The following is a 13371-nucleotide window of genomic DNA, read 5'->3' as shown; positions in this document are numbered from 1 at the left end:
CCGGAGACATCGGGCACACGGCTCGGCTCCTGCCCGACCGCCCTCACCCCTACTTCGGCCCCACCGTCACCTTCACGCTGTCCGCTCCCGGCTCCAGCGCGAGGGTGAGTGTGGAGGCGTCGGCGTCGGAGGTGACGCGGGCGCCCTCGGCCCGCACCGTGTAGCCCTCGGGGTACTTGTGCGCGGGGACGCGGACCGTGGTGACCGAGCCGGGACCGAACGTGCCACCGCCCGCCTTCTGCGGCGTGTAGCGGAGGCTGAGCGTACGGGCGTCCCGGTCGTACGCGTACGGTCCTGGCGTGCCGGCCACCCTGTTGGGGTGCGGGACGGCCACGGCGTCGAGCTTCTTCCAGTCGACGTTGGCGTCGGCGGGCTTGTGCTTCGGGTTGAAGACCAGGGCCTGTTCGTCACCGGGGCCCGCGGTGGTCGGGTCGTTTCCGGTGTAGGCCCAGTACTGGTGGCCGACCTTGTTCTTCATCGCGAGGTCGGTCTGCGAACGCAGCACGTCCTGCGCGGTGATGGCGCCGAACTCGGTGAGCAGCAGCCCCTGTTGATGTTCGGCCGCCTGCTTCTCCGCGTTGGCGAACACCTGCGCATCGGGGACCTTGCAGCCGAAGTAGTTGTGCAGCACGGCCTGCGAGGTGCAGTAGTCGTGGAAGGACATCGCCAGGTTCCGGCCCGTGAGCTTCACCCGGGTCGGGATGCCGATGTTGAAGAACATCATCGGCTCGTAGTAGATCGTCGTCTCGGAGTCGACGCGGCGGATCGCGTCAACAGCCTTCTGCTGTACGGCGGACAGCCGCGCGTCCTGCTTCCTGCAGCCGGTGGGCAGCATGCAGCCGAGGAAGTCGTTGCCGGGGTGGGGCTCGTTGAACAGGTCGAAGCCCATCACCCCCGGTGTGCCGCGGAAGGTCTCGGCGACGTGTGCCCAGGCGGCGGCGTAGTGGTCGGCGAGGCCGGTGCCGTCGGCGGCGGGGCGGTTCTCGTAGAAGCTGTCGTAGGAGTTCTTCACCCCGAGGTTGAGGAAGTAGTTGGCGGGAAAGCCGGCTTTGATGACGTTGGGCGCGCCCTTGTCGAGGACCGCCCAGTCGGGCCAGCCGTTGCCCTGGAAGCGGGGGTTGACCATGTCCTGGTGGAAGTCGAGCAGCGCGGCGATGCCGTGCCGGTGCAGGATGTCCACGGTCTTCCGGATGCGCGCCAGATAGGCGTCGTCGTACTTGCCGGGCTGCGGCTCCACGCCGGCCCAGATCACCCCGAGGCGTACGGACGTGAAGCCCTCGCGCTGGAGGAAGGCCGCGTCGTCCTCGCCGAAGCCGATGGCGTCGGGGGCGTAAGGGGCGTTCTTCTCCACCTCGTTGATGCCCTGGGTGAGCACCACCCGGCCCTGCTCGTCGGTGAGCCAGCGCCCTTCCGTCCCCCAGCGGGGCGCGGCCTCGCCCGATGGCGCTCCGGGCGGTGCGGCGGACGCGGTGCCGGGCGGGGACGCCGACGCGGTGCCGGGCGCGGCGAGCAGCGCGGCGGTGGCGGTGGACAGGGCCAGGGCGAGCAGACGAGCACTGCGGGCAGCGCGCATGGGGGGCGGCTCCAGAGGTCGGTTCACGCGTTACCCAAGAGTAAGCACGAGTCACTCCCCGGAGTAGACCCCTGTACCGGCCAACTCTCGGACCCCACAGCTCTCCTGAGGACCCGTCAGCTCCGACCGCGGTGGGTCCGTCCCGGCATGTTGATGTTGTACTGCACCATCTTCCGGTAGACGGTCGCCCGGCTCATGCCGAGGCTGTCCGCGGCCTGTGCCACGGTGGTCGAGGGTTCGGACAGACAGCGCACGATCTCGTCGCGTTCCAGGGCCTGCATGCGGCTGAGCCGCCGCCCCGAGCCCGTGAAGACCTCCGCCGGGAGGTGCCGGACGTCGACCACGTCCGTACGGGAGGACGCGTCGCGCACGACGCTCCGCAACTGCCGTACGTTTCCCGGCCAGTGATGGTCCGTCAGCGCCCGGGACGCCGCCGGGGAGAACGAGACCGTACGGCCGCGGTGCTGTCGCGCGAAGTGCCCGGCGAGCGGGAGGACGTCGTCGGGGCGGAAGCGCAGCGCCGGTGCCTCGGCCACGGCGCCGACCAGGCATTGCAGCGGTTCCGGTACGGCCGCGTACTCCTCGGCCGTGACCACGAACGGCTGCAGTCCCCCGGCCTCCCGGCCCGTGCGCAGGCTGGCGGTGAACAGCCGGGCCAGTTCCTCGGCGGCCCACGCGGGCAGCCGGTCGACTCCGGCGACGATGACGCAGGTGTCGTCCTTGGCCAGTTCGGGCGCCCACAGCGTCAGCCATTCGTCGATGCCCTCCGGACCCGGGGGCCGGGCGCACAGGATGCGTTCGCGCAGTCTGATCTCCCGGCGTGCCGCGGAGGCGAGGGCCGCTTTGCCCGCTCCGGCCTCGCCCACGACGGCGAGCGCCTGCCCGCGGGCCATCGCCGTACGGGCCTCCGCGACCGCGTCGGTCCAACGAGCCGAGAGGGACGGGGACTTGTGCACGCCCTCGGTGCGGCTCGCGTACACCTGGAACACCTCGCCGCGCGGAGCGGGCCTCGCCCGCCGGCCGGTGCCGCGCGTCAGCATGAGCGCCGAGGTGTTGGACGCGGCGGCCTGTGCGAGGGCCAGCAGCAGGTTCGGTGAGGAGTCGGACCAGGTCGTCAGGTTCACGCTGCCCGCCAACTCGCCCGTGACGGGGTCGAGTACGGGGACGGCGGCGCAGGTGTAGCCCTTGAGGTCGGTGCAGTAGTGCTCGCCGGCCCGTACGAGGGAGGGCGCGCGGTCGGCGAGGGCGAGGCCGAGGCCGTTGGTGCCCGCGTTGCTCTCGGCGAAGTAGAAGCCGGGCGCCAGATGGACCCGGTCGAGCGACCGGTTGATGGAGGTGTCGTCGCACAGCCGGCACAGCACGAGCCCGTCGCTGCCGGTGATCATCATGCTGACGGGTTCCTCGGAGAGGGTCGTCTGCAGTCCGCGCAGCACCTCGTGCCCGCATTCGTACAGCAGCGAGTCGGTGTCCACGGAGCCGGTGAACACCGGCCGCATCTCCTCCGGCGTCACCCCGTACCGCCGGCTGCGCTGCCAGGAAGCGCGCAGCCGCGGGGCCAGGGCGACCGCTTCGCCGGCTGCCGGGCCCCGCCGGGCGGCCTCCGGTGGCCGCGTGCTCCGGTGTTCCTCCACGGCGACCTCCACTCAACGCGTCGTTGCGCCGGTCCGTGGCCGAAAGACTACTGCGGGCGCGGCCGGGAGCCACCGGTCGCGGTGTCTCAAAGTGAGACACCGGACGGCTCCCCCGTGAACGTCCGTGTGCCTAGCGTCACTGGACAGCAGCCCGCAGTCCCGGCAGCCCGTACTGCCGGCAGTCAGCGATGACGGGCCCGCAATGACGCACAGGGAGGCCGCACATGTACAGCAAGGACGGCGAGAGCTACTTCATCGTCGACGCCCACATCGCCCTGTGGGACGCGCGCCCCGACAACCAGCTCAACATCCACGGAAAGCAGTTCATCGACTGTTTCTACGACTACCACCGCAACCTCAGCCCGGAATCCGAGCTGTGGCCGTACGAGGAGTTCCTGCACTACGGCGGCGACCGGCTCATGAAGGACCTGTTCGACAACGGGTACGTCGATCACGCCATCTTCCAGCCCGCCCGGCTGGCCGCCTTCTACCGCAACGGTTTCGGCCAGACGGAGGCGTCCTTCGCGCTGGCGAGCAAGCACCCCGACAAGCTGACGTACAACCACTGCTGGGACCCGCGGTACGAACAGTCCGGCCTCGACCAGCTGCGGCGGGACGCCGAACGGTTCCAGCTGAAGGGCGCCAAGCTCTACACCGCCGAGTGGTACGGCGACTCCCGCGGCTACAAGCTCGACGACCTGTGGTCGTACCGCTACCTGGAGGCCGCGCAGGAGCTCGGCATCAAGAACATCCACATCCACAAGGGCCCCACCATCCGCCCGCTGGACCGCGACGCGTTCGACGTCGCCGATGTCGACAAGGCGGCAACGGACTTCCCCGACCTGAACTTCGTCGTCGAGCACTGCGGACTGCCGCGGCTGGAGGACTTCTGCTGGATCGCCACCCAGGAGCCGAACGTGCACGCCGGGCTGGCAGTCGCCATGCCGTTCATCCACAGCCGCCCGCGGTACTTCGCCCAGATCATCGGCGAACTCCTCTACTGGCTCGACGAGGACCGCATCCAGTTCTCCAGCGACTACGCGCTCTGGACCCCGCGCTGGCTGATCGAGCGATTCGTCGACTTCCAGATCCCCGAGGACATGACCGAGTATCCGCCGCTCACCGTGGACCAGAAGAAGAAGATCCTCGGGCTCAACGCGGCCGCCATGTACGACATCCCCGTACCCGCCGCCCACACCGCCGGCCGGACCGTGGAGGTGTGACATGACCTCCCCCTCACTGCACGCACGCGCCCTGCGGGCACTCGACGGCGTGTACGACCCCGAACTCGACGAACCGGTCACCGACCTCGGCTTCGTCCGCTCCCTCGAAGCGGACGAGACCGGCGGCGTCACCGTGCACCTCCGGCTGCCGACGTCGTTCTGCAGCCCCAACTTCGCCTATCTGATGGCCTCCGACGCCAAGGACGTCCTCACGGCGCTCCCCGGCGCGGGCCCCGTCACGGTGGTCCTCGACGACCACCACGACTCCGACCTCATCAACCGCGGACTGGCCGCCGACGCCGGCTACGTCGGCACCTTCGGCGCGGAAGCCGACACCGATCTCGACGCGCTGCGGCTCACGTTCCGCCGCAAGGCACACGCCGCCGCCATGGAACGCTCCCTCACCGCGCTGCTGCGCCAGGACTCCCGGCTCCGCGAGGAAGAGCTGCACACCGTGGTGCTGGGCGATCTGCCCGAGGTGGCAACGACCCGCGCGCTGCGGCGCCGTCGGGCAGCGCTCGGATTCGGTACGGAGGCGTCCGCGCCCGTCCTCGTCGACGACCACGGGCAGCCCTTCCCGCCCGGCGAGGCCCCGCTGCGGCTGCGGTTCGCCCGCTCCGTACGGGTCTCGATCGACGGCAACGCCCACTTCTGCCGCGGCCTGCTGCGCACCCGCTACCCCGACTCAGCCCCTGACCAGACCCCACGCGCCGAGGACCCCTCGTGCGCCCGCCCGCCGCACAAGGAGAACGCATCATGAAGGCAGTCCAGGTCGTCGGATACCACAGGAAGCCGGAGTTGACCGAGCTCCCCGTGCCCTCGGTCACCGGACCGTACGACGTGGTCGTGAAGATCGGCGGCGCGGGCGTGTGCCGTACGGACCTGCACATCCTCGAAGGGCAGTGGGCCGAGAAGTCCGGTGTGACCCTGCCGTACACCATCGGGCACGAGAACGCCGGATGGGTGCACGCTGTCGGCAGCGCCGTCACCAACGTCGCCGAGGGCGACAAGGTCATCGTGCACCCGCTCATCACCTGCGGACTGTGCCGGGCCTGCCGGTCCGGCGACGATGTGCACTGCGAGCAGAGCCTCTTCCCCGGCATCGACACCGCCGGCGGCTACGCCGAGTACCTCAGGACCTCGGCGCGCAGCGTCGTCCGCATCGACGACTCCCTGGAGCCCTCCGACGTCGCGGCCCTGGCCGACGCGGGCCTGACGGCCTATCACGCGGTGGCCAAGGCAGCGGGACGGCTGCGGCCCGGCGACACCTGCGTGGTGATCGGCGCGGGCGGGCTCGGACACATCGGCGTCCAGGTACTGCGGGCCCTCACGGCCGCCACGATCGTCGTCGTCGACCGCCACCCCGACGCGGTGAAGCTCGCGTCCACCATCGGAGCCGACCACGGCATCGTCGCCGACGGCCAACAGGCCGAGCATGTACGGGAACTGACGGGCGGTCACGGAGCGGAAGTGGTGGTCGACTTCGTCGGCGAGGGCGGGGCGACGCGCGACGGAGTGCGGATGCTGCGGCGCGCGGGCGACTACTACGTCGTCGGCTACGGCGAGAACATCGACGTGCCGACCATCGACATCATCTCCTCGGAGATCAACTTCATCGGCAATCTCGTCGGCACCTACAACGACCTGTGCGAGCTGATGATCCTCGCCGCGCAGGACCGCGTACGGCTGCACACGGCCACGTACCCGCTCGACCGCTTCCAGGAAGCCCTCGACGACCTCGACGCGGGCCGCGTCCGGGGCCGCGCCATTCTCGTCCCCTGATCCGGACCGGCCGGGAGAAGTCTGTGCCGCGAGAACACCATCCGCACGAAGAATCACAACCCAGTGGAGGAATCATGGCCAGTTCACCGCGAGTTGCGCTCGTCACCGGTGCGGCACGAGGGATCGGCAAGAGCATCGCCCTGCGGCTGGCCGACGACGGCCTCGATGTGGCGGTCAACGACATCGAGGCCAACAGCGGACAGCTCAAGGAGGTCGCCGACGAGATCGCCGCGAAGGGCAGGCGTTCCGCCGTCGTCGTGGCGGATGTGTCCCGGCCGGACGAGACACAGGGCATGGTCGACGGGACGGTGGCCCAGCTCGGGCACCTCGACGTGATGATCGCCAACGCCGGGATCGCCAACGTGAAGCCCCTACTGGAGGTCACGCCCGAGGAATTCGACGAGGTCATGTCGGTCAACGTCCGTGGCGTACACCTCTGTTACACCGCAGCGGCCAAGCAGATGATCAAGCAGGGTGGCGGGGGCAAGATCATCGGCGCGGCGTCGATCGTGGCGTACCGGCCCTTCCCCCTGCTGGCGTCCTACTCGGCGTCGAAGTGGGCGGTCCGCGGGCTCACCCAGGCCGCGGCGATGGAATGGGCGCAGCACGGCATCACCGTGAACGCCTACTGCCCCGGCATCGTCGGCACAGCGATGTGGGACTACATCGACGAAAAACTCGCCGACAACGAAGGGCTGCGCAAGGGCGCGGCGATCCAGAAGTACTCGGAACTCATCCATCTCGGCCGGGTGTCCGTGCCGGAGGACGTGGCCTCCTTCGTGTCGTACCTCGCCTCGCCGGACTCCGACTACATGACCGGCCAGTCGGTGATGATCGACGGCGGCATCCAGTTCTCCTGACTCGCCCCCGGTGGAACGGGGGCGCCGCACCGAGGACAGGACGGCTGGAGGAGAACCGTCGCACGGTCACCTCGGGGAGGCAGTCCATGGCTGCCTCGCCGAGGGCGTCCTCGTCCTCCTCGGTACGGGCCTCCCACGCCGCCCCGGACCGCCCGTCACGCAGCACACGCGCCTAACTCGGACCTGTATTTGCCTAAAGGTATTAGGCACCCGCATAATCGACTTAGCTGAAGGACTCAGCTGAACGAGAGGATGCGGACATGGTGCGCGCGGGGCTGAGCGCGGAGCGGCTGACGCGGGCGGGCGCGGAGCTTGCCGACGAGGTGGGCTTCGGGGACGTGACCGTCTCGGCGCTGGCCAGACACTTCGACGTCAAGGTCGCGAGCCTGTATTCGCACGTGAGGAACTCGCAGGACCTCAAGACCCGCATCGCCCTGCTCGCCCTCGAAGAGCTCGCCGACCGTGGCTCGGCCGCGCTCGCCGGGCGGGCCGGCAAGGACGCGCTGACCGCCCTGGCGAACGTCTACCGCGACTACGCCCGCGAGCACCCGGGCCGCTGGGCCGCGGCCCAGATCCGGCTCGATCCGGAGACGGCGGCCGGCAGCGCCGGAGTCCGGCACGCGCAGATGACGCGCGCGATCCTGCGCGGCTACGACCTGACGGAGCCCGACCAGACCCATGCGGTACGGCTGTTGGGCAGCGTCTTCAACGGCTACGTCAATCAGGAGCTGACCGGCGCGTTCAGCCACAGCGCCCCCGACTCCCAGGAGACGTGGGACCGCACGATGGACGCCCTCGACGCGCTGCTGCGCAACTGGCCCACGGCGTAACGGAGTCCGGCGCGTGACGGCGGAGCCCGGCGCGTAACCGAATCACTGTGACCGACAGTCTGAGGCACTGAACACCATGGACAACTGGACCACCACCCCCCTCACCGCGGACCTGCTGCGCGGCGCGCTCGACGTGGAGCACACCGGGCGCGGCATCCTGCCGCACCGGCTGCCCGCGTGGGCCCGCGCCCAGAACAGCGACGGACAGCTGGCGATGGCGGAGGCCCAACCCTCGGGCGTACGGCTGGCGTTCCGTACCCGGGCGACAGCCGTCGAGCTGGACACCGTCGCCACCAAGCGGGTGTACGTGGGCGCGCCGCCCCGCCCGGACGGCGTGTACGACCTGCTCGTCGACGGTCAACTGGCCGGGCAGGACAGCGTGACCGGCGGCAACACCCTGACCATCGACATGACCGCGGGAACCGCCGAGACCCAGGCCGGGCCGGGCGGCACCGTACGCTTCACCGGCCTGCCCGACCGCCCCAAGGACGTCGAGATCTGGCTGCCGCACAACGAGAACGCCGAACTTCTCGCGCTGCGCACCGACGCCCCCGTCGAGCCCGCGCGCGACCCGGGCCGCAAGGTGTGGCTGCACCACGGCAGTTCGATCAGCCACGGCTCCGACGCGGCGAGCCCGACCACCACGTGGCCCGCGCTCGCCGCGTCGCTCGGCGGGGTGGAACTGGTCAACATGGGCTTCGGCGGCAGCGCGCTGCTCGACCCGTTCACCGCCCGGGCCATGCGCGACACGCCTGCCGACCTGATCAGCGTCAAGCTCGGCATCAACCTCGTCAACGCCGACGTGATGCGGCTGCGGGCCTTCACGCCCGCCGTCCACGGCTTCCTCGACACCCTCCGCGACGGTCACCCCGACACCCCGCTGTTGGTCGTCTCCTCCATCCTGTGCCCCACCCACGAGGACACGCCGGGCCCGCTCGCCCCGGACTTCAGCGGGATGAGCGAGGGCCGGATCGCGTTCCGGGCCACGGGCGATCCGGCCGAACGCGCCGCCGGGAAGCTCACGTTGAACGTCATCCGCGACGAACTGGCGCGCATCGTGGAGCAGCGCGCCGCACAGGACCCGAACCTGCACTACCTCGACGGCCGGGAGCTCTACGGCGAGGCCGACTACGCCGAACTCCCCCTGCCCGACGAGGTCCACCCGGACGCCGCGGCCCACCGCCGCATCGGCGAGCGCTTCGCCAAGCTCGCCCTCACCCCCGACGGCCCCTCCCCACAGCCTGATCCAACCCCACCGCGGCGGCACGGAGTTGGGCGGCGGCTGGCGTCAGCCGTTGCCGTCCATGTCGTCAGCCGTTGCCGTCCGTGAGGTCCTCGGCGAGGAAGGTGTCGCGGCTGGGGCAGGTGGTGTGCGGGACCCAGAGGGCGTGCACCGGTACGAGGACCGCCGGTTCCAGGTCGAGTACGTGGGCCGCGCCGCCGGCCGCCGGGCCCGCGGGCGCCGTCACGAACGCGACGTGGCCGGTGGCGATGACGGCGGTCACCGGAGGCGTGCCCTGAACGGGATTGCGTTCGGTGTCGGGCTCGAAACCGGCCTGCCGGCACAGGCCGATCAGCAGATCCGTATAGCCGGAGCGCCCCGGCTGCCCCCACACCATGATCTGTTCGTCGCGCAGGTCGGTGAGCTGTACGTGGGACCGTTCAGCAAGGTGATGGCCCGCGGGGACGGCGACGCGCAGCCGGTGGGAGGCGATCTGGGCGCGGGTGAGTCCGGCGGTGGGCGGCACGGCGCGGGCCAGCCCGATGTCGCTGGCCCCGCTGAGGAGTTGCTCGCGCAGCTCGTCGGGGAACAGCTGCTGGGCCTGCGCGTGGATGCCGTGCGCCTCGACCCGGGCCCGGGCGAGCAGCCCGGCGACCTCTTCCGCGGTGACGGCCGGCGTGTGCGCGATGCGCAGCCGCTCCTGTTCGCCGCGGCCGATACGGCGGGCCCGCTCCTGAGCGGCCTGCGCCTGCGCCCGCAGCGCACGCGCGTCGTCGACGAGCGCCTGCCCGGCGGGGGTGGGCTCCACGTGCTGGTGCGACCGGTCGAGAAGCCGTACGCCGACCTGCCGCTCCAGCGTACGGATCGAGGTGCTCAGCGCCTGCTGACTCAGATGCAGCCGGGCCGCGGCCCGCGTGAACCCGGCCTCCTCGGCCACCACGATCAAATGCTCCAACCGCCGCAAATCCACGCTCCGGCCCTCTCCCTCTCGTACGCATACGGCCCCGCCCGACGCGACCCACCACCGAAGCGACGCCCAGCGGAGGCCACCGCGACGCCGCGACGCCGCGACGCCGCGACCAGGATGCCGCCTGGCCGCCCGGCGAACGGACAGGCGTCGCCGGTCCGGGGGCCGGGGCCCGGGGCCAGGGGCACCTGGCCGGTCCGGGCGAGCGCGCTCCGGAACCGTACGGCCCGCCCGGGCCGCAAGGGCGCCGGCCCTCAGCGCGACCGCCCGAGGCCCCGCCGTGCCGCCCTCCCCCGTGGGACGGCACGGCGACGCGCCCCGGCCACACGGCGACTCCCGCGACAGCGGATCACCGCGTCGTGTAGCCGCCGTTGGCGAAGATGGTCTGGCCGGTGATCCAACCGCCCTCCGTGGCGAGGAACTTGACCAGCGGGGCGATGTCCTCGATCTGCGTCAGGCGGTTGCCGAGCGCCTGCGACTTGTGGAACTCCACCCGCTGTTCGGTCTCCTGGGGGTAGAAGAAGGGGGTGTCCATCGGGCCCGGGGCCACGTTGTTCACGGAGATGCCGCGCTCCGCGTACTCCTTCGCCGCCGCCCGCGTGAAGTGCTCCAGCGGGGCCTTCCCACCGGCGTACGTCGAGTAGCCGTCGGTGAATGCGGCGAGCAGCGAGGTCACGAGGCTGATGATGCGGCCGTTGTCGTTGAGCCGGTTGCCCGCTTCCTGGAGGAAGAAGTACGCGGCCTTCGAGTTGATCGCGAACATCCGGTCGTACTCCTCTTCCGAGGTGTCCGCGATGGGCTTGCGCAGCACCATGCCGGTGGTGTTCACGGCGACGTCCACGCCGCCGAACGCGTCGACCGCCTTGTCGAACAGGCTGCGTACGCCCGCGACTCGGGTGAGATCCTCCTGCACGAGGGCCGCCTGCGAACCGGCTTCCCGTACGGCCTTCGCCGTGCTCTCCGCGTCGGAGGCGGAGGAGTCGCCGTGGTAGTGCACGACCACGTTCGCCCCGGCCTCGGCGAGCTGTGTGCTGATGAGGCCGCCCAGGTTCTTCGCGCCTCCGGCGACGACTGCCGTCTTGCCCTCGAGCTGCTTGTCACTCATGCCTCTCGGCCCTTCTGCGTGGTGGATGCGCCCGGCACGACCGAGCACCGCCTTGCACCACTCACGCTAGGAACGGCCCGGCCCCCGGCGGAAACAGAAAGATCGAGTAGCCCTACTCGTCACACGGATAACCGCAGGTCACGCACGGTACGAAGCGGGGAACGGGCGACGGGACCGGTTGGTCCGTACGGGCCACCGGCCGGCCCACGCACACCCGGCCCCACACGACACGGGCCCCCACCGGCCCCCAGCCCCGCACCGCGCCGACCGTCACCGAACACCAAGGTCCCACCCCCGGTCCACACCCCAGGCGTAACCTTTCTGCACGATCATCCGTTGTTCCGGTCAGCACGCGCGATGCCGGATCCCTCCGAACTCCCGCTGTTCGAGGGCCTGATCACCCCGCCTGGCGGTCAGGTTCTCGCGTGACGGAAGCGACGTTCCCGGAGACGGACACGGAAGAGAGCGGGCCCATCAGGCGGGGCGGACACCTTGCGAGCGGTGTCCGCCCCGCCCCTCGGCCGTGGCGACACCGACGGGTCAGCCGTGGCGACACCGCCGGGGCCGGAGCCCCCAAGCCCTGGCCGCACCCGAATCCGCAGCCGGATCAGGAGCCCGAACCGAAGCCGTACGCGGCCCAGTTGTCGAGGACGTGCTGCTGGAGCGCGGCCGGGTACGAGGTGCGGAAGGACGCCGTCGTGCCTCGCGTCGTGCCGCGGAAGTTCTCCGGCTGCAGGCAGCTCGTGACGGACTTGCCGCCGCGGCCCGCGGCCGCTTCCTCCGGGGTCAGATAGGGGACCATCGGGATGCCGGGCGCCTGCGGGAAGCAGTGCTCGTTCTCGCCGGGCCGGTAGCGCGTCGCCATCGCCCACACGACCTGGTCGATGTCGGTGATGTCGATGTCGTCGGCCACGAGGATCACCTTGGGCACCAGCCATCCGGTGTGCGAGCCGAACAGGACGTCGGCCACCTGCCGCACCAGTTCACTCTCGGTGGTCCGCATCCGGCCCAGCCGTTCGAGGTCGACGGAGACGACGATCCAGCAGGTGGCCGCCTCGTACGAGCACCAGGCCATGTCGACGGGCAGTCCGGCCGAGCGCAGCACGTCGAGGCTGGTGGCGGAGATCATCGTGCCCCAGATCGTGTGGTTCTCCTCCGGAGGCAGACCGGCGGCGCAGACGGGCAGCACAGGGTCGTCGCGGTGGGTCACCGCCTCCACGTGGAAGAGGGGCTGAGGCTTGCTGTGCGCGAAGGAGTAGCCGTGGTACTCGCCCATCGGCCCTTCCGGCGCGGTCTGTTCGGGGCTGATGTGCCCCTCCAGGACGATCTCCGCGGTGGCCGGTACGTACAGGTCGCTGGTCTCGGCACGGGTCACCTCGACCGGGGTGCCGGTGAGCGCGCCGACGTACCCGTCCTCGTCGACCCCGGCCGGCAGCGGCATGCCCGCCGCCGCGAGCGCCGCGGGCGGCGCGCCGAGGACCATGGCCCACGGGGTCGGCAGCCCCTGCTCGCGCCACATCTGGTGGATCATGCCGATGTGCTGCTGCGGCATGGCGGGTCCCGCGAGGGTGTTGCGGCCGTTCAGCATGGTGCGCGCCACCGACCAGCTCGTCCACTGTCCGTCGGGGCTGCGCACGATGTGGAACCCGTACGTGCCGAAGTAGCGCCCGCCGTCCTCCTGGTGGAGCAGCGGTACGGGGAACTCCTCCAGGTCGACGGCGTCTCCGGTACGGACGTTCTCCTTGCAGGGCGCGCCGGTTCCGGGGACAACGACGGGCGGCAGCGGATCCGCGTGCATCGCGGTGATGAGGTGCTCCAGGATGTCCCGGGGTGTGCTGCGGCGCGGCAGGCCGAAGTGTGCGGCGATCCTGCCGTACGTGCCCCGGTCGGGTGTGCTCAGTCCTGCGGGCGCGCCGAGGATGCGGTGGCCCGGCGCGGATCCGCGCAGGGAGCCGAACAGCGGGGCTGCCGCCCGGGTTTCGTACGCGCGGCGGGTCACCGCGCCCACCTCCAGGTGGGGGTCAACGGTCTGCTCGACGGTGACGGCGTCCCCGGCGGCGTGCAGCTCGTCGACGAAGTCGCGGAAGTTGAGCGCGGGGCCTTGCTGGGTCATACGGGTTCCTTCTCTCGTGTCCCGGCCGGGCCCGGCGGACCGGACCGCTTGGTGCGGCGTACGGG

The 13371-nt window shown here is 70.8% G+C and carries 11 protein-coding genes; 6 read left to right on the top strand and 5 right to left on the bottom strand.

The window, feature by feature from the left end:
- Positions 1 to 49: 49 nt before the first annotated feature.
- Both AC3AGO_RS30625 and AC3AGO_RS30620 read right to left on the bottom strand, forming a co-directional pair.
- Positions 50 to 1573 (bottom strand): cellulase family glycosylhydrolase, encoded by a 1524-nt coding sequence (locus AC3AGO_RS30625; protein ID WP_487823511.1) that lies wholly within the window; start codon positions 1571 to 1573, stop codon positions 50 to 52.
- Positions 1574 to 1689: 116 nt separating this feature from the next.
- Positions 1690 to 3204 (bottom strand): AAA-type ATPase lid domain-containing protein, encoded by a 1515-nt coding sequence (locus tag AC3AGO_RS30620; protein WP_487823510.1) that lies wholly within the window; start codon positions 3202 to 3204, stop codon positions 1690 to 1692.
- Between the two features lie 224 nt (positions 3205 to 3428).
- On the opposite strand from AC3AGO_RS30620, the gene AC3AGO_RS30615 reads away from it, so the two are divergent.
- The 6 genes from AC3AGO_RS30615 to AC3AGO_RS30590 all read left to right on the top strand — a co-directional run bounded on the left by AC3AGO_RS30615 (position 3429) and on the right by AC3AGO_RS30590 (position 9229).
- Entirely contained in the window at positions 3429 to 4427 is a 999-nt protein-coding gene (locus AC3AGO_RS30615) for an amidohydrolase family protein (protein ID WP_487823509.1), read from the top strand.
- 1 nt (position 4428) lies between these two features.
- Positions 4429 to 5187, top strand: a complete 759-nt coding sequence (locus AC3AGO_RS30610) for a metal-sulfur cluster assembly factor (protein ID WP_487823508.1) — start codon at positions 4429 to 4431, stop codon at positions 5185 to 5187.
- On the top strand, positions 5184 to 6209 hold the full coding sequence (locus AC3AGO_RS30605; protein ID WP_487823507.1) for an NAD(P)-dependent alcohol dehydrogenase: 1026 nt from the start codon (positions 5184 to 5186) through the stop codon (positions 6207 to 6209). Before AC3AGO_RS30610 ends, AC3AGO_RS30605 begins: the two co-directional genes overlap by 4 nt.
- Before the next feature lie 74 nt (positions 6210 to 6283).
- Positions 6284 to 7069, top strand: coding sequence for an acetoin reductase (locus tag AC3AGO_RS30600; RefSeq protein ID WP_487823506.1), 786 nt, complete (start codon positions 6284 to 6286; stop codon positions 7067 to 7069).
- 260 nt (positions 7070 to 7329) lie between these two features.
- A complete protein-coding gene (locus AC3AGO_RS30595; RefSeq protein WP_487823505.1) occupies positions 7330 to 7899 on the top strand; it encodes a TetR/AcrR family transcriptional regulator in 570 nt (189 codons plus the stop codon).
- Between the two features lie 76 nt (positions 7900 to 7975).
- Positions 7976 to 9229, top strand: coding sequence for a GDSL-type esterase/lipase family protein (locus AC3AGO_RS30590; RefSeq protein WP_487823504.1), 1254 nt, complete (start codon positions 7976 to 7978; stop codon positions 9227 to 9229).
- On the opposite strand, the gene AC3AGO_RS30585 is transcribed toward AC3AGO_RS30590, so the two are convergent.
- The 3 genes from AC3AGO_RS30585 to AC3AGO_RS30575 all read right to left on the bottom strand — a co-directional run bounded on the left by AC3AGO_RS30585 (position 9210) and on the right by AC3AGO_RS30575 (position 13306).
- Positions 9210 to 10076: a LysR family transcriptional regulator gene (locus AC3AGO_RS30585; protein ID WP_487823503.1), complete on the bottom strand. Its 867-nt coding sequence runs from the start codon at positions 10074 to 10076 to the stop codon at positions 9210 to 9212. The genes AC3AGO_RS30590 and AC3AGO_RS30585 overlap by 20 nt on opposite strands.
- Before the next feature lie 361 nt (positions 10077 to 10437).
- Entirely contained in the window at positions 10438 to 11193 is a 756-nt protein-coding gene (locus AC3AGO_RS30580; protein WP_487823502.1) for an SDR family oxidoreductase, read from the bottom strand.
- A gap of 607 nt (positions 11194 to 11800) precedes the next feature.
- Positions 11801 to 13306 (bottom strand): UbiD family decarboxylase, encoded by a 1506-nt coding sequence (locus AC3AGO_RS30575; RefSeq protein ID WP_487823501.1) that lies wholly within the window; start codon positions 13304 to 13306, stop codon positions 11801 to 11803.
- Positions 13307 to 13371 lie beyond the last annotated feature (65 nt).

Source organism: Streptomyces sp. BL1 (assembly GCF_057628045.1).
The sequence above is the reverse complement of the archived record's forward strand: the minus strand, read 5'-3'. Positions and strand labels throughout refer to the sequence as shown.